General features: G+C 35.3%; 20 protein-coding genes and 2 pseudogenes. 13 read left to right on the top strand and 9 right to left on the bottom strand.

Annotated elements, in window-relative coordinates; translation table 11 throughout:
* The coding region (locus H5R88_RS09085; RefSeq protein ID WP_182600847.1) for an LPXTG cell wall anchor domain-containing protein at positions 1-331 on the top strand (331 nt) is incomplete at its 5' end.
* Positions 332-656: 325 nt separating this feature from the next.
* On the opposite strand, the gene H5R88_RS09080 is transcribed toward H5R88_RS09085, so the two are convergent.
* Together H5R88_RS09080 and hpt are read right to left on the bottom strand one after the other, a co-directional pair.
* Positions 657-1334 (bottom strand): MgtC/SapB family protein, encoded by a 678-nt coding sequence (locus H5R88_RS09080; protein ID WP_182578686.1) that lies wholly within the window; start codon positions 1332-1334, stop codon positions 657-659.
* 142 nt (positions 1335-1476) lie between these two features.
* Positions 1477-2016, bottom strand: a complete 540-nt coding sequence (gene hpt / locus H5R88_RS09075) for a hypoxanthine phosphoribosyltransferase (RefSeq protein WP_182600846.1) — start codon at positions 2014-2016, stop codon at positions 1477-1479.
* A gap of 213 nt (positions 2017-2229) precedes the next feature.
* Here hpt and H5R88_RS09070 point away from each other — a divergent pair, with 213 nt between their 5' ends.
* Entirely contained in the window at positions 2230-3252 is a 1023-nt protein-coding gene (locus tag H5R88_RS09070) for a serine hydrolase domain-containing protein (protein ID WP_182600845.1), read from the top strand.
* A 72-nt stretch (positions 3253-3324) separates the two neighbouring features.
* Here H5R88_RS09070 and H5R88_RS09065 read toward each other — a convergent pair.
* Positions 3325-3651, bottom strand: a pseudogene (locus H5R88_RS09065) (antibiotic biosynthesis monooxygenase family protein).
* Positions 3652-3989: 338 nt separating this feature from the next.
* Between H5R88_RS09065 and H5R88_RS09060 the strand changes: the two are divergent.
* Complete coding sequence (locus tag H5R88_RS09060; protein ID WP_182600844.1) at positions 3990-5165, top strand: NADH-dependent flavin oxidoreductase; 1176 nt, start codon at positions 3990-3992, stop codon at positions 5163-5165.
* Positions 5166-5223: 58 nt separating this feature from the next.
* Positions 5224-5598, top strand: coding sequence for a winged helix-turn-helix transcriptional regulator (locus H5R88_RS09055; RefSeq protein WP_182600872.1), 375 nt, complete (start codon positions 5224-5226; stop codon positions 5596-5598).
* A gap of 46 nt (positions 5599-5644) precedes the next feature.
* On the opposite strand, the pseudogene H5R88_RS09050 reads toward H5R88_RS09055, so the two are convergent.
* Positions 5645-5968, bottom strand: a pseudogene (locus H5R88_RS09050) (YbaK/EbsC family protein); the annotation flags it as partial.
* A gap of 45 nt (positions 5969-6013) precedes the next feature.
* On the bottom strand, positions 6014-6355 hold the full coding sequence (locus H5R88_RS09045) for an MBL fold metallo-hydrolase (RefSeq protein WP_220477603.1): 342 nt from the start codon (positions 6353-6355) through the stop codon (positions 6014-6016).
* A 211-nt stretch (positions 6356-6566) separates the two neighbouring features.
* Between H5R88_RS09045 and H5R88_RS09040 the strand changes: the two genes are divergently transcribed.
* Both H5R88_RS09040 and H5R88_RS09035 read left to right on the top strand, forming a co-directional pair.
* Positions 6567-7253, top strand: a complete 687-nt coding sequence (locus tag H5R88_RS09040; protein ID WP_182578476.1) for an FMN-dependent NADH-azoreductase — start codon at positions 6567-6569, stop codon at positions 7251-7253.
* Between the two features lie 37 nt (positions 7254-7290).
* Positions 7291-7791 (top strand): MarR family winged helix-turn-helix transcriptional regulator, encoded by a 501-nt coding sequence (locus H5R88_RS09035; RefSeq protein ID WP_182578477.1) that lies wholly within the window; start codon positions 7291-7293, stop codon positions 7789-7791.
* 431 nt (positions 7792-8222) lie between these two features.
* On the opposite strand, the gene H5R88_RS09030 is transcribed toward H5R88_RS09035, so the two are convergent.
* The 3 genes from H5R88_RS09030 to H5R88_RS09020 all read right to left on the bottom strand — a co-directional run bounded on the left by H5R88_RS09030 (position 8223) and on the right by H5R88_RS09020 (position 10647).
* A complete protein-coding gene (locus tag H5R88_RS09030) occupies positions 8223-9383 on the bottom strand; it encodes a MalY/PatB family protein (RefSeq protein WP_182600843.1) in 1161 nt (386 codons plus the stop codon).
* Between the two features lie 14 nt (positions 9384-9397).
* Positions 9398-10240: a DUF3737 family protein gene (locus H5R88_RS09025; RefSeq protein ID WP_182600842.1), complete on the bottom strand. Its 843-nt coding sequence runs from the start codon at positions 10238-10240 to the stop codon at positions 9398-9400.
* A gap of 86 nt (positions 10241-10326) precedes the next feature.
* Complete coding sequence (locus H5R88_RS09020) at positions 10327-10647, bottom strand: carboxymuconolactone decarboxylase family protein (protein ID WP_003665152.1); 321 nt, start codon at positions 10645-10647, stop codon at positions 10327-10329.
* Between the two features lie 196 nt (positions 10648-10843).
* Between H5R88_RS09020 and H5R88_RS09015 the strand changes: the two genes are divergently transcribed.
* From H5R88_RS09015 to H5R88_RS08995, 5 genes are all read left to right on the top strand, one after another.
* On the top strand, positions 10844-11851 hold the full coding sequence (locus H5R88_RS09015) for an NADP-dependent oxidoreductase (RefSeq protein ID WP_182600841.1): 1008 nt from the start codon (positions 10844-10846) through the stop codon (positions 11849-11851).
* A 135-nt stretch (positions 11852-11986) separates the two neighbouring features.
* Complete coding sequence (locus H5R88_RS09010; RefSeq protein WP_182600840.1) at positions 11987-12832, top strand: ABC transporter ATP-binding protein; 846 nt, start codon at positions 11987-11989, stop codon at positions 12830-12832.
* On the top strand, positions 12832-13683 hold the full coding sequence (locus H5R88_RS09005) for an ABC transporter permease (RefSeq protein WP_182600839.1): 852 nt from the start codon (positions 12832-12834) through the stop codon (positions 13681-13683). The genes H5R88_RS09010 and H5R88_RS09005 overlap by 1 nt, the downstream gene beginning before the upstream one ends.
* A gap of 18 nt (positions 13684-13701) precedes the next feature.
* Positions 13702-14157 carry a LytTR family DNA-binding domain-containing protein gene (locus tag H5R88_RS09000; RefSeq protein WP_182600838.1) on the top strand — a complete coding sequence of 152 codons (456 nt, stop codon included), beginning with the start codon at positions 13702-13704 and terminating at the stop codon, positions 14155-14157.
* Positions 14158-14165: 8 nt separating this feature from the next.
* Complete coding sequence (locus tag H5R88_RS08995) at positions 14166-14549, top strand: DUF3021 family protein (protein WP_182600837.1); 384 nt, start codon at positions 14166-14168, stop codon at positions 14547-14549.
* A gap of 272 nt (positions 14550-14821) precedes the next feature.
* Here the strand turns inward: H5R88_RS08995 and H5R88_RS08990 are convergent, their stop codons facing one another.
* Positions 14822-14998 carry a hypothetical protein gene (locus H5R88_RS08990; RefSeq protein ID WP_182600836.1) on the bottom strand — a complete coding sequence of 59 codons (177 nt, stop codon included), beginning with the start codon at positions 14996-14998 and terminating at the stop codon, positions 14822-14824.
* Positions 14999-15531: 533 nt separating this feature from the next.
* Here H5R88_RS08990 and H5R88_RS08985 point away from each other — a divergent pair.
* Together H5R88_RS08985 and H5R88_RS08980 are read left to right on the top strand one after the other, a co-directional pair.
* Entirely contained in the window at positions 15532-16404 is an 873-nt protein-coding gene (locus H5R88_RS08985) for an aldo/keto reductase (protein ID WP_182578487.1), read from the top strand.
* Positions 16405-16506: 102 nt separating this feature from the next.
* Positions 16507-16992: a flavodoxin gene (locus H5R88_RS08980; RefSeq protein WP_182578488.1), complete on the top strand. Its 486-nt coding sequence runs from the start codon at positions 16507-16509 to the stop codon at positions 16990-16992.
* Positions 16993-17036 lie beyond the last annotated feature (44 nt).

Raw genomic sequence — 17036 nt, 5'->3', positions numbered from 1 at the left:
TTACCCAGATGGCTCAACAGATGTTGTAACAACTACTATTACAGTTGTTGATGATAAGACCACTACTCCAGAAAATGGTAACAACAATAACGGTAAAGGTAACGCTATTAACAATGACAACCAGGGTAATAACAACCAAGGTAATGTCGAAAACACTGGTTCCACAGTTCAACCTAGTGCTAATAAGACAACTCCTACTAATAACACTGAAAATACTAAGACCTTACCACAAACTGGTAATGATACTAATAAGACCGCTTCATTAGTTGGTTTAGGATTAGCTTCATTTGCCGCAATGTTTGGCCTTGGTAAGAAGAAGCGTCAGGACTAATTGTTAATATTAATCCCCCTCAATTAGAAATGACCTTTAAAGGACATTAACAGTGTGACGAGGAGATCCATTCGGAAAAAACTACTCTAAAATTGTTAGATAAATCTAACAGTTTTAGGGTGGTTTTTTTATATGTATTGAAATAAAAAGATAGACGTAAATCACTGATTCTGGATTCACGCCCGTCTTCTTATTTATGACATGCTTATTACCCTTCTTTTGAATATATTTATATTTAAAGAAAAACGGAGCTGAATGAAACGTTCGAATTTCATTCAGCTCCGTTTATTGTTAAGGACTTATGCGCCAGCCCTCTCTTATAATTCTATTCTAACTCAACACTCTTAATATTCTCTAATGTTGTAAGGTCAGTAAAGATATTTTCCGGTTTAATCCCTGGTTTTAATTCGCCATAAAGTTGACAGGTAATTTTACCATTTTCATAATCATAGAGCGTATACTTAAGGGGAACCTTAAAATATTTTTGATTTAATTGATCAATAATCGCACGAAGGACCTTGGTATCTCCTACTAATTGAATGAAACAAGAAAAACCATTTCCTTGTCTTAATGCAAATTGATCCAGATATTTTCCGGTAACTTCTGCAATGAGAACACAGCTCGTACCAATCACACCAATACTATATAGGCCACTACCATAAGCAAGGCCAATTGCCCCCGTCACCCAAATTCCAGCGGCAGTTGTTAAACCATCAATTATTTGATCGTGGCGATTAATAATTGTTCCGGCACCTAGGAAGCCAATTCCACTAACAACTTGGGCAGCAATTCGTGATGGATCAACATTCCAATTACTATGGGTGATTTTTATTAAATCAAAAAAACCATATTTTGAAATAATCATGACCATTGCAGCCCCAACGGCAATTAGGGCATGGGTACGAATCCCAGCATTTTTAGCCTTACTTTTTCGCTCAAAACCAATGATACCACCACAAAGGGCGGCTAAAATCATCCGTAAAAACCAGTCCAGTCTGAGCATTAGCAACGGTACTCTCCTCCTTTTAGCAAAATAAAATATCATTCGATTGATAACCCCAATTACACTATATCGCGTTTACAGGTTTAAAGCCAAAAAAGCGAGCTAAACAATGTAATTTAGTTCACAATTTATTAATAATATGTTACTTTTCATAAACAGAACGCTTTAGTACACCTACAAACGGAAGGTTCCGGTAAAGGCCATTAAAGTCTAGGCCGTAACCAACAATAAATTCATTGGGTACTTTAAATCCAACATAATCGGCCTCGACATCAACTTCACGTCGGGCAGGTTTATCGAGTAGCGAGCAAATCTCAATACTTTTAGCACCTCGATCGGCAAAAAGTTGGGCAAGATATTTTAATGTATGACCAGTATCGATAATGTCCTCCATAATAATAACGGGGCGATCTTTAATATTATGGGAAAGATCTTGAATCAGTTTAACTTTTCCAGTGGACTCTGAGTTTTCTGCATAGCTAGCGACATCGATATAATCAACATTTAATTTAAAGTTTAACCGTTTCATCATCTCGCTAGTAAACATCATCGCACCTGTCATGACTGGAACTATGAGTGGAAATTGATCTTGGTATTTTTCAGTGAGTGTATTGGCAAGTTCATCTAAGCGTTGATTGACCTGATCTTGAGCATATAAAACTTTTTCGATGTCGTTATGCATTCTAGTTCTCCTTTAATAATGTTCGTTATTTACGAATGTTTTTACGAATTTTTATTTATTAACGTTAAAATTTTAACATAAATCGAATGAAATTAAAGCTTTTTAGTGATAAAAGTCATCTTTTTGCTCTGCTTTGTAATATAAGACATAAAATTTGTATAATACAAGTAGATATTATTTAAAAAAGAACGCCCGAAAGGAATACTTATAATTATGAAAAAAGTTAACTTGTATATTTTTTTGACGCTCTGTTCTTTTGCCATCTTTTTATTAACTGCACCGTTAAAGGTTAAGGCAGAAGTAGTTGATGAACAAACTCAACATCAACTTCAAGAGTATATGAAAGACCATCATATTAATGGGGTGATGTTAGTTAGTAGCAAAGATGGGAAACCAGTTGCTATTGAGAATGATGAAACCACGAATAAAGATCAAATAGTAAAGGCAGATCGACTATTTCCTACGGCATCACTTCAAAAGATTATAACGGGAACCGCTATTTACCAATTAAGGCAAAAAAAGCAATTAAATTGGGATACTTCATTAAATAAGTATTATCCGCAGATTGATGGTAGTAAAGATATTACTATTCGTGAATTGATGAACCATACCAGCGGATTGATTAATAATGATCGACCCTTCCAACCACTCAAAGATCAAAAAGCACAGATCGCTTATATGCTAAAACATCTTAAATATGACCATACCCATACGTGGGATTATCAAGATGTTGATTATGAAATATTAGCTGCCATTGTTAGTAAGCAAACGCATCTAAGCTATAATACCTACATTCAAAAAAACTTTGCTAAACCACTTCATCTTCACCAAATTAAAGATTTTTCTGAGGTTTCAAAAAAAGAAGTCCCGCAACCAATGGATCCAACAGTTGATTGGCACCGGGTAACGGTAACAACCTCCTCTGACTTTGGTGCGGGAAACCTATTTATATCGCCAAACAATTACTGGAAATTTGTATACAATGAAGTTTTGCAAAATCCCAAAATGATCAATGAATATTATCATCAAGCTCAGCATCAAGAAGTAGCCTATTTTGGTGGGGTTTACTTTGATGGGGATGTTATTCGGGCTAACGGAAGTATTCCAGGGTACAACAGTTGCTTTGTCGCCGATTACAAGACGAAACGAATGATTATGCTATTCTCCAATAATATTGATTATTTAAAATTAAAGGCAACGTCAGATGATATTCTCCATAATTATATGGAACGATAAATCGCTAAATAAAAATTCTCTAAGTCTTCATAAGCTAAAGGACTTAGGGAATTTTTTTAATATTATAATAGCTTATTTTCGCAAAAATTTATTATCTTTATCCGGTAATTCTTCTGGGACAAAGCGTTCTGCACGCATATGGAGGTTATACTTTTCACGCAATTTAGTTAGTTCCGCCATCATTGGTGAATCATGATCAGCATCTAATGCTTCTTGACTTTCCCAAGTATCAATCAAAAGGATCGTATGCGGATCGTCAAGTGGTTGAAAATATTCGTATTTTAGATTACCTGGTTACTGGCGGATTTGATCCGCAATTCCCCGTTCTTCCATTTCCTGGGCAAACTTTTGGGCATTATCACCTTCACCAGTGTAGTAAAGATTCATTGTAAAGCTCATGGTTATTCCTCCTATTTTTATTATTTGAATTCTAACATAAATCAAATGAATTTAAGCAGTACTAGACTTTTTCTATTAGTATCGCCTCGGTGAGTCATTAGAAGGTTCTGTCCTCTTAACTCATCAAGAGATAATTACTTCTTATAATAACAGTGGAGCGTATTTGAAGTCATTTGCGACTTCTATCGCTTCCCTCATTTATTAAGATTTAACTGTTACAAATGCTGTATTGCTCCAAAAGGGCCCTAAATGTTCCTATGGGACAATAAAGTACCTACTTCATAAAAATTACTTACGATTGTATAGTGAAAGCATCAATAAAAAAGGATGGATGAATAATGACTAAACAATATCAATTTATGAAACCATATCAATTTGCTAATGGAGCAAAGTTACAAAACCATGTTGTAATGGCTCCAGTAACAACTCAGTCTAGTTTTTTTGATGGAACTGTTTCAGACGATGAAGTTAATTTTTATCGAATGAGGTCAGGAGTAGGAATGATTATTGTTGAAGTGGCGAATATTAATGCAACCGGAAAAGGATTTGAAGGCGAGCTTTCGGTTGCAGAAGATAGATTTATCCCTGGACTAGCAAAAATTGCTAATGCTATCCATTCTAAAGGATCTAAGGCAGTTTTACAGATTTTTGATGCTGGACGAAAAACGACAAAAGAGATCTTACGGGGGAAACAACCGCATAGTGCTAGTGCTGTTGCACCGCATCGTGATCCAGAAAACATTCCAGTTGCGTTAACTGAACAAGAGATTGAGAAGATTATTAAGGACTTTGGCGAGGCTACTCGACGTGCAATTGCGGCTGGATATGATGGGGTTGAAATTCACGGAGCAAATACCTACTTACTCCAGCAATTTTTCTCTCCTCATAGTAATCAACGAACTGATAAATGGGGTGGAGATGTTTATCAACGAATGACTTTTGCCAAAGCGGTAATTGCTGAAGTAAGAAAAGTAGCTGAGCTTTATGCACAGGATGATTTTATTATTGGTTATCGTTTTTCACCTGAAGAATTATCTAAACCAGGAATTACTATTGAGGATACATTAAAGTTAGTTGATGTTTTAAGTGAAGAACCAATCGATTATCTTCATAGCTCAATGGGGAATCGAAAGCGGACATCGTTAATAAATAAGGAGGATAATGAGACACTAAATCATAAAATTTTGCATGTAATTGCTGGACGGAAACCACTCATTGAAGTTGGTAATGTACAGACACCCGAAGATGTTGAAGAAGCGCTTCGTGATGGTGCGAGCTTAGTAGCGATGGGTCGTGAACTATTACGTGAACCAAATTGGATTGAAAAAGTGAAAGCTGGGGATGAAAAAAGTATTCGTTATCAACTATCTCCAGTTGATATGGATCTAGTAGGATTGCCAGGTGGTCTACAACGTGAGCTACGGACGGGCTTTCTGAATGCAATGAATTTTACTGACCAAAAGACTACTAGTTTTCTAAATAAATTTGGCCAAGTAGAAGGATTTGGCGGTTAAAAGTACAATGGCTTTAGCTTTATAATAGTAACTCAATATTGAAAAGAAAATGGGATTTATCGAAAAAGTTTACCATGTTGCAGCAGAAGCAACATTAGATGTAATTGGTGGGAAATGGAAACCGATTATTTTGTGTCACTTAGGAGAAGGCGCAATGCGGACAAGTGAACTTTCTCGTGCTATTCCTAATGTTTTGCAACGAGTGTTAACTAAACAGTTACGAGAGTTGGAAAAGGATTGTATTATTAAGCGTAAAGTCTATAATCAAGTTCCTCCTAAAGTAGAATATTCTTTAACGGATGAAGGTAGACCATTACGAAAGATTTTGGTGGCAATGTCTAATTGGGGAAATGCACGGGTAGCAAAAGCGCAAAAAGAAGGAAAAGAAGTTAAAATTCTTAATCCGAGTTCGCGTGGCTTTTTAAAAATGTGACTATAAAAAATGGCCGGAGAAATTTTTTCACCGACCTTTTTTATTTTTATAAGTCAATAATTTCTGGTTCAAAATCAATCTGCTTAAAAAATTTGAATAAGTCATCTGTCTTAATAAAAATTGTATGAGTATTTTCATTGGGATGGAAAGTCTGAATTGGTTCGTCGACAATGTCCTTGTCAAAATACACCTTTACATTATGAGCTTCATTATTTAGGAGGCCAAATGGTGAAACAATTCCTGGTGCTAAGCCAAGCTGTTCTTGCAGATATTCCGGTCGAGCCATTGAAACCCTTTTAGCTCCAGTTAGGGCCATAAATTCATGAAAGTCCATTGGTTTTTTATCATCCATAATAACCATGGAGAAACTTCCTTTTCGGCTACGAGGTAAACCAAGGCTGGAGCATTAAATAATTCAATTTGAGATTTGCCCATTTTTCCATATAGTATTGAGTTGCTCATTTATTGCTTGTCCTGCAGGTAATTTTGCTTGATTGACTGGATATTGAAAGCTTAAATTTCGTAATTGACTAATCCTATTCCGATTAACAGTGTTCCACCCTGTATCAATTAGAATTAGCCCGTTTGGGTGTTCAATAAGGTAGCTAGAAACAGGAAGTTCCAACTTGTCTTTTTTACTAAAGTGATTGAGACCAAGAAATGCGAGCGGACCTTGTCCAGAATGGTGAAATGGCAAATTTTTATCGACAATTACTGTTCCCGTGTGAAATATATGAATTTTAATTTGAAATGACATTTGATTAGTCTCCTTATTTTGATATTTTCATTTTATAAATGTTGAATTAGGTATTCAATTCATAATTTTCTATATTATGTGCATTAAAATTATCTTAGAACTATCAAGTTAGTAGTTGAATAAACATCTTTTTTTGTTGACAAGCAACATTAATTAAGTATAATGAAATAAAAATGTTGATAAGCAACAAATTGTGAAAGGGAATGACTTTATGAGTACATTATTAGTAATTCAAGCACATCCACATACTGAAAATAGCCTTTCTTTAACAGTTGGTAAGCAATTCATTGACACGTATAAGGCGACCCATCCTAATGATAAGGTTATTATTCGTGATCTTTATGCTGAGGAAGGTGTACCACCGTTAAATGATGTGACAATGGAAGCATGGCGAAAACAAAAATTTGAAGAACCAATGACTAAAGAAGAGAAGGATCTCTTGAAACATCATGAAGAATGGCTGAATGAATTTATTAATGCCGATAAGTATGTATTTATTAATCCAATGTATAATCATTTTTTACCAGCTGAAATGAAACAATACTTAGACCTTACTGCTGTGGCACATAAAACGTTTAAATACACTTCAAATGGACCCGTTGGTTTATTAACCGGCAAAAAGGCTATTCATATTCAGGCAGCAGGTAGCGAATATCATAAAGATGGAAAATGGGGAATTATTAAATTTATAATCAAAAAGGCCCTTGGGATTAAGAGCAAGGAAAGTTCAGCATTAATGGATGTTGGTGATATGTATTTGACAAACATGTTAAAGTTCTATGGCGTAACGGATGTTGAAAAGCTATTTATTGAAGGTGCCGATGCACACCGGAATCAGCGTCAAAGGATTCTTAATAATGCATTAGTAGAAGCAAAATCAATGGCAAAAGTATTCTGATATAATGGCCTTAGAATATAAGTAGCGAGGCCTAAAAATGAAAGAAGTAAATAAAGAGACGTTGAATAATATTCATCAAACAATTGAATTATTACGAGTGCAGCATGATAACATTCATGGCTCACAAGAACAGCAGTGGATTCAGGAACACTTAACCGATGAAAAATTAAAGCAAGAGGTACTTAATTTGTCGATTGTAGCATTTCATATCCTATCTGCACTTGAATTAGGAGAGCAGACAGGAATTGAGATTGCTGAAAAGATAAATGTTACACGCGGTGGGGTTACGCGAGCCGCAAAAAAACTTCTTCAATATGGCTTGATTATTGCAGTAAAACATCCTGATGATAAAAAGAAATTATATTATTCATTAACGAGTAATGGGAAAAAAGTAGCAAAAGTTCATGATCAAATGCATGAAACAATAAAGACTAAGTTGGTTGATAAACTAACCGCAAAATATTCAATGGATGAATTAAATATAGTTGCTAATTTTCTTAATGATTTATATCAACTTGAACAAAAATTCTCAGTATAAATAAAAAAGTTTCATATGAAACTTTTTTATTTACTTCAATTACTATTTATCTATAAAATAGCTAAAAATAGCTGAAAATCGAAAAAAGGTAAAGTAATCAACTAAATTCCAAAAATTCCTACAACGGCTAAAAAGATGCTTATTCTGGTATGGATTTGTGGAGGAACAATGGGGTATGACAACCACTGAATATTATGATTAAATCAAAGTAGCTGTTAAACATGAAAAGTTAGCTAAAAAAGGGAAATCAAGTTGTTTGGAAAGGTAAAGAAGTTAATATTGGTGTCGGATCAAAAAAGTCTTAAATATTGAAAATGATCATTAATAAAATCTCCCGCATATGTTCAAAGTTACATGCGGGAGATTTTAATACATTTATATTTAATGATGACTTTTACAATATTGTTGTGCACTTCTAATAATGTTAATGGTTAGTTTTTGATAGCAGTAGCTAATCGTTTTAAGCCATCTTTGACTTGTGCACGGGGATAGGCAATGTTAATGCGAATAAAGTGGCTACCATTGCCATGATAATAGGTTCCTGGATTAATAATTAACCCAGTTTTTTCACGAATTTTTTGCGCTAAAGTGGTACTATCATCGGTTACTTCACTAACATCGATCCACACAAGATAAGTTGCTGTTCCAGGAACAACGTGGAGTTTAGGAAGGTTCTTATTAATAAATTCAACAAGATATTCGCGATTCCCTAATAAATATTTTTTAAGCTGATGAAGCCAATCTGCGCCTTGTGTATAAGCAGCGATTGTCCCAGGAATTGCTAAGAGGTTTGGTTCTGCTACTTCATACTTATTAATTGCGCGCGTAAAGTGTTCTCGCAAAAGAGGATTAGGAACGATTCCCGTAGCAGCATGAAGGGCCGCCACATTAAATGTCTTACTAGTTGACACTAATGTAACTACATTCTGGCGACAATCTTCTGGCAAGGAGAAAGTAGGGGTATAGTCTGGACCCGTTAATACTAAATCACCATGAATTTCATCACTAATAACAATGATACCGTGCTTTTGGGCTAGCTTAATAATTCGGATTAACTCATCGCGTGACCAAACGTAGCCAGTAGGATTGTGAGGATTACATAAAATCATCAGAGTAGTAAGTGGATTATGCATTTTTTCTTCAAGGTCATCCCAATCGACAGAATAAGTATACGTAGATTGATCGTATTTTAATTGGGTGGGGAAAGCATGACGACCACTGTTAAGAATAGAATTGTAAAAGGTGTTGTAAACCGGCTCCATTAACAAAACATTATCCCCTTCATGGCTTAAGTAATTAACACAGGCAGTAATAGAAGGGATAACACCAGTCGCAAACCGCATCCAAGAAGGGTCGGCCTTAGCGTTATGCTCGGTTTTATACCAGGTAGCAACCGCATTAAAATATTCTTCACTAGGATACTCATAACCAAAAGCACCCGAATCAATTTTCTTTTTCATTGCGGCCATAATTTCGGGAGCAGTTTTAAAGTCCATATCGGCAGTTGTCATCGGTAACTCATTTGGCTTAACATTCCATTTTTCAGAATTGGTGTGACGCCGATCCAGAATTGTATCAAAATCATATTTCATAATTTTTTCACCCTCTACTTTTTTTGAATTATTTGAACCTTGCTTGGATCAATTTTAGGATTATCCATAATAATTTCATCAGCGTGATCAACAGTGATTTTACCACTAATGGGGTTCTTAATACTCATAATAGTGCCTTTAAGTTCTACATCAATATTAGTACATAATTCAAAGGCAAGGTCAGTCCGTAATGCCCGGCAATTCTTCATCGTTAAGTGGTCAACATAGCATAATCCCTGATCGCTTTCGATTGTGCAGTTAATGAAAGTAATATTTTTGGTATTCCAGGCAAGATATTCTCCACTGATCTTAGAATCGTAAATCGTAACGTTTTCGCAGTTCCAAAAGGCATCTTTTGAAACTAAACGAGAATTATGAACTTCCACATTTTTAGCCCCATCGAAGACATAATTACCGACAAGGTCAAGATGATCAACATAAATATTTTCACTATTCATTCCTAAATAATCACCAGTAGCATAGATATTTTTCATTTTAATGTTTTTGCAATTCCACATTGTTTCGGCAGCATTAGTGAAATGAACATTGTTGAGGTTAATTCCATCACATCGCCGAAATTCTTTAGGAGCTTGAATTGTGCTATCGGTAATTTCAATATCATTGGTATACCAGATTCCAGAGCGGGACATTTCTTCAAAAATTGTATTTGCTACTTTGATATGATCGGAATACCAAAGCGGATATTTCCATGTAAAGAGTACTCCATCGAGAGTTAAGTTAGCAGTTTCTTTTAATGGTGATTCACCTTTACCGAAAGTAGTATTTACTAAATGAGCATCGTGAAGACCATAAAGTGGACGTTCACCATCATAATAAGCTTCTTTAATTTCTTCCATCCTAATTACCTCACAATTCCTAATTAATTTTATAATAGGCCGAAAATAAAAAACGCGCCATTAAAGACACGTTTTAAATTGATTTTTTAATCATCCCATACTTTTTTCGCAACGTTGAATGCGGACCAAGCATTTGGCCAGCCAACGTAGAATGCTAATTGAGTAATAATTTCCGCAATTTCATCTTTTGTAATGCCGTTGTTCTTAGCAGTTTGCATGTGGTAAGGGAGTTGTTCAAAGGCACCCTTTGTAATTAAAGCGGTAACGGTGAGAAGACTCCGGTCACGAAGGCTTAATTCGTTTTCCCGTGACCAAACCTGTCCGAATAATACATCATCATTTAATTCTGCAAATTTAGGGGCGAAATCACCAAGTTGATCGCGACCAGCTGTTTGTTTCTTTGCCATGAAAATCTTCCTTTCTCAATCGTAATGTTGATTACTTTTACTATAAGCCTAGAAAGTTGAAATTTAAAATACCAATATTAAGTAGGTAATAATGCAAAAAATGAATAGTTAGCAGTTTTTTATTAGAGCTACTTTATTGACGCTATTTTCTTAATTCGCTATGGTTGATAAAGATAAGAAAAAAGTGAGGATTATTATGAAAGTAGCTCAACTTACTAAATACAATAAAAAGAATCCACAAATACTAATTAGTGATGCTTCTCTACCACCGCTCGGACCTTACGACCTACTAATTCAAGTTAAAGCGGCAGGTGTCAATCCATTAGATAATTTAATAGCACGGGGCGATTTGAAATTAGTTGTCCCATATAAATTACCGCAAACACTGGGAAATGAATTTGTAGGACTTATTCAACAAACTGGTAAAAATGTTACTAATTTTAAGGTAGGCGACCGTGTATATGGACGCAATCCCTTAAATAATATTGGTGCATTTGCTGAAGAATTAGTAGTTAATCAATCCGCAGTTGCGCATGTACCGGAATATCTTACCAATCAAGAAGCAGCTAGCATTCCTTTAACTGCTTTAACAGCAATCCAGGCTCTTGAATTGTTACAAGCTAAGCCAGGTCAGACATTATTTATTTCTGGTGGGACAGGAAGTTTCGGTGCAATGGCTATTCCAATTGCAGTTGCAAAAGGACTCAAAGTAATTACTAGTGGTAGTCCACAAAATCAGCAACGTGTTGAACAACTCGGAGTTAATAAATTTATTGACTATACAAAAGAAGATTACACAAAGGTTCTTTCAGGGATTGATTTAGTAATAGATACGTTAGGTGGAAAAGAAACAATTAAGCAGATGGCAATTTTACGCCCTTATGGGAAGCTCGTATCTTTACGTGGAATGCCTAATAAGGAATTTGCTAAACGAATGAAAATGAGCAAGTTCAAACAAGGACTTTTTAGTCTTGCATCCCGTAGTATTGAAAAAGAAGCAGCTAAAAAGAAAATAGACTATCAATTTTTATTCGTAACAGCCAATGGCCAACAATTAGCAGCTGCAAACAAGATCTTGGTTGAAAATCAAATTCATCCCACGGTTGGCAAAATCTTTTCATTGAATAAAGTTTCCCAAGCGATGGAAAAGGTTCAGCAAGGACATAATAAAGGTAAAGTAATTATTGATATGAGCAAGAATTAAATTTGAAAAGTAGGACTAGGATTTCGAATCTTAGTCTTATTTTTTTACCATTCAGAATCAAATTTTCACCACTAATGCACTAATGACGGATAAAATTCATAGCTTGCTGTTAAATAGCTTCAAGAGGTGAAAGAAATGCTGATAACAACACATAACTTAACCAAAAAATATGGAAATAAACTTGCAGTTGATGATTTGAATTTAAAAATTCCGCAAGGTGCACTAGTAGCCTACCTAGGAACAAATGGGGCAGGGAAATCAACCACAATTAAGATGCTAACAGGCTTAATTGAACCAACTTCGGGAGTAATTAAAACTCAAGCAGGCTTAAAAATTGGAATTGTATTTCAACAAAGTGTATTAGACAAAGACTTAACAGTTAGGGAAAATCTTATTGGTCGGGCAAAAATGTATAAACAAGTTGATGAGGAATGGGTTGATCAATTGATAGTGATGATTGGCCTTAGCAATTTTGTTAACCAACGCTATGGTACTTTATCAGGTGGTCAAAAACGACGAGTTGATATTGCAAGAGCCCTTTTAAATCATCCTACGTTATTATTCTTGGATGAACCGACAACAGGCTTAGATATCCAAACGCGAAATGTAATATGGAAACTTTTGAAAAAGCTACAAAACGAACAAGGACTAACAATCTTTTTAACGACTCACTACTTAGAAGAAGCTGATGGAGCTGATTTAATTTATGTGCTTGAAAATGGCCACGTTTTAGCAGAAGGCTCTGCAGAAGAACTTCGCCAGAAATATGCAGCAAATCAGTTACGGTTAGTATTTGAACGCAAAGTTGAGTTTACTGAAGGAATAAAAATTAATAACAAAGAATATGTACTGAAAAATGTTCCATTAGCAGAAACAATCAAGTTGGTAAATAAGTATGCAGATAATCTATCAACGTTTGAGTATCGTGAAGGTAATTTAGATGATGTCTTTATTGCGATTACTGGAAAGGAGCTTCAATAATGTTAGCTTTGATGAAAAGAAATATTACCTTATATTTTCGCAACCGAGTAGGGATGTTAATGTCGCTGTTAGGGGCTTTAATCTCATTTTTTGTTTATATTTTCTTTTTACAAAATAATTTAGTTTCTTCATGGGGACATATTAACAATATCAAGCCATTGTTGGATGCATGGATGATTGGTGGGATTTTAGCAATTACTGGAATTACAACTGCCTTTGCGGTAATGGGACAATTAGTTACTGATCGGACTGAAGATGTTTACTGGGATTTTGAGATGACATCTCTTACACCGCTTAAAATTTCCTTATCATATTTTGGTAGTACAGCTTTTGTTAGTTTTATTATGCAATTAGTTGTATTTGGAATTATGGTAGGCTACTTCAGATGGCAAGATAACCTTGTAATCACTGCCAACAAGTTATTACCACTTTTACTTGTAACAATTATCAATACAATCTTTTCAACAATTTTTAGCCTTATTATTGTCGAATTTATTAATACTCATACGATTTATAGCAGAGTAGCGACAATTATTGGAACTTTAGTTGGATTTGTAGTTGCAACTTACATGCCGCTGGGTGTTCTTTCAAGTGGTGCTCAACGATTTATTAAACTATTCCCAGGATCTTACATTGCTGCTTCATATCGTGATCTATTAACTAAACATTATATTGCTAGTGATTTTCCACAAGGGATGCATACTGAATTTATTAAATTCTTAGGGATCAAGATAAGTATTGGAAAACACCTTTTAACTTTTAGTGAAGATTTATATTTAGTTTTAGGGGCTTCTTTATTAGGCTTAATTTTATTTATTGTTATAAATCATCTAAAATATAAAAGAAATTAATACAAAGGGGCTGGAACAGTGAAAATTACTTACCAGCAAAATGATGAACTGCCTGAAGATGATATTAGGGTCAATATTGTTAGTAAGAGCCGAACCATCCAAGTTGAGCGACTATTAAATTATCTGACTAAGTTTACAAAGTCCACGGAAACAAATATTCCCGTTAAAACAGATGACCAGTTTTTGATTATTAAGCCTGCTGATCTACTAATGGTAGAGGTTAACCAGCGGGAGTTGACTTTCTATACCGTTAACCGTGTTATTACAACAACGGGTAAATTAAAAGATATTCAAGATCGACTAAATGACCCTAAATTTATTCAGGTTTCACGTCACGCCATTATTAATATTGATTATTTGCAGTCGGTAGAAAATGGCTTTTCGGGAACAATGGTTGCTAAACTATCTCATCATGTAAAAACTTCTATAAGTCGAAAATATGTTCCTGTAATTAAAGAGTACTTAGGATTGTAGGTGAAAAAATGCAAAGAATAATTAGAAGATTTTGTATGGGAGTTGGCTTTGCGGCAACAACGTATTTAATTGTACTAACGATTCAATTTCAAAAAACAATGCCAACGAGTTGTAATACGGTTAGTGTATTAATTATTGGCGGGATTATTGGCTTATTAAGTTTCATCTTTAAGACTGACTTAAGCTATCTTGTGGCGCTAATAATCCACTTTATTCTTACCTTTATTCTTGTTTTGGTAATGATTTGGATTAATCATTGGAGCTTAAATCTTACTAGTATTTTAATGATTGTTTCGATTTACGTAATCATTTGGGCTGTTATCCGCATAAATCAAGTTAACGACGTGAATAAGATAAATAAGAAATTAAGAGACCGCAAAAAACAAGGCTAGGATTTCGAATCTTAGCCTTATTTTCTGCTTATGGAAAGGAAAAACTAGTTTTCTTCTAACAAATTCAATGGTGCAATTAATTGACTAGCTGTTAAAATTTGTGAAAAATGCTCCACACTTTCTGGGTGGGGATTATTTAACTATGCTTCAATGAGACCAATTAACCCATCAACATTCATTACTAAGGCATAATGACGAGGAAGTTTATCAGTAAAGGGAGCATTATAGAGGTCAACACGTGTGTCGATTTCATCCGCAACCAGTTTCCATAATTATTGTTTAAAGTGGGCATCACCATTGGCTGAAAGTAGTACACGAAAAAGTTGACGCTCACGATTGATAGGGGTCAGGACAGTTGTGAGTAAGATGGTGTATTGTTGCCAAAGTGCTTGTTTATTTTTAAGATCTTGAAGAAAGTGCTGGTGATCTTCACTAAAGGCAGCTTTCAATTGTTGAACTAGCTCCTCTTCTAATTGAGCACGTAAGTCATATTTATCTGCTAGAATTGACTATATTATTGATTTTGTTGGTGCGCTAAGTAACGACCCTCAAGAATTTGAAAACTTAAACCAAAAGCCTACGCACGTAATGCGGGCAGTTGCTGAAAAGAAGAATGCAAAGGCGATGGGCTTCATTGGCAGTATTTTGGGACCTAAGAAATTTACGACAGTGAAAAAGAAATAGATTAAATATCTTCAGTCAAGCTCTGTCCCATTAGCCTATGTAGAACCAACTTTAGTATATGGAGCAGGACGGAAAGATAAAATGACACGGAATGTTCCTTTACTTAAGCTCTTAGGAATCTTTTCAGCTAAATTTAAACCCGTATTGGTGGGGGATGTTATTGAAAAATTACGGCAAAAACTAATTAAATTCGGTTAGTATACACTTAGAGCATACTGATATGACAATCAAGTAATGTTAGTTTAGAAAATTTGGTGCTAATATTTAGACAATGATTAACGTAAAGGAGACGAAAATAATGTCTAAATACAATGTACCTACTTTCAAATTGAACGATGGCAATGAAATTCCAGTAATCGGTTTTGGAACTTTCCAAATCCCTGCTGATGGTACAACATATAATGCAGTTAAGGATGCCCTAGCTGCTGGTTACCGTCATATTGATACCGCGGCTGCCTACATGAATGAACAAGAAGTTGGGAAAGCAATCAAAGATAGCGGGATTCCTCGTGACCAAATCTGGGTAACAAGTAAGATGTGGCTTCAAGACTACAAGTATGAAGACGCTAAAAAGGCTATTGAAACTTCCCTTAACAAATTAGGGCTTGATTATATTGACCTTTACCTCCTTCACCAACCATATGGGGCGGTTGACGAAGCATGGAAGGCAGTCGAAGAAGCACAAAAGGCTGGTAAGCTTCGTTCAATCGGTGTTTCCAACATGACACCAAAACTCTGGAACAAGTTTGTCCCTAACTTTGATGTAACTCCTGCGGTAAACCAAGTTGAATTTAACCCTTACTTCCAACAAAGGGAATTACGGGAAATTCTTGCGAAGGATGATGTTCGTCTTGAAGCCTGGGCACCCCTGGGACAAGGTAATGCCGACTTGCTTCATGAACCAGTAATTACAGCAATTGCTGAAAAATACAGTAAGAATGCTGGCCAAGTAATTCTCCGCTTTGAAAATCAAGAAGGAATTGTTGTCTTTCCTAAGTCGGTTCATGAAGCACGAATTAAGAGCAACCTCGATATCTTTGACTTCGAATTAACGGATGAAGAAATGGACAAAATTCAGGCCCTCGATAAAGGAAAGGGGATGCATGATCCTGATGCGCCCGGTGTTGGTGAGATGTTATTAAATGCATATGATATTCATGCTAACGATTAATACTTTTAAAGCATAGATAAGGATTAATTATAAGCATTTTTCATCATTGCTTTTTTACGTTAAAATTTATACAGCATTTTAAGATAAAGGAGGCCCTCAAGAATGGCAAAGACCCTTGTTTTATACTATTCTGCAACCAATACTACTAAGAATATTGCAGAACAGATTGCTCAACAATTAAATGCAGATATTGCTGAGATTCATCCGGCACAACCATATACGGATGCAGATTTAAACTGGCATGATGATCAAAGCCGGACATCAATTGAACAGCACGAGCATAATAGCCGGGTTGATATTAAGGATGATTTACCAGATATTAGTGGCTATGACAATATTGTCATTGGGCACCCGATTTGGTGGGCAATTCCGCCACGAATGATTAGTACGGTGATTGATCGTCTTGATTTAAACGGGAAGAATTTAGCACTATTTGCTACTTCTGGTGGAACAAGCTATGATCGCTCACAAAACTATGTTGAACGAACGGTTAATGAAAATGATTATGATACCAAAGTCAACCAAGGGGCAATTTTAAATGACCCACGCCAAATTGACGGCTGGATTGACTCACTTAATTTTAAATAAAGAGAAGCGCTGAAGCTGGGAAATCCAGTTATTCAGCGCTTTTT

The sequence above is a fragment of the Limosilactobacillus agrestis genome (assembly GCF_014145585.1).
In the GTDB taxonomy this organism is placed as follows: Bacteria; Bacillota; Bacilli; order Lactobacillales; family Lactobacillaceae; genus Limosilactobacillus; species Limosilactobacillus agrestis.
The sequence above is the reverse complement of the archived record's forward strand: the minus strand, read 5'-3'. Positions and strand labels throughout refer to the sequence as shown.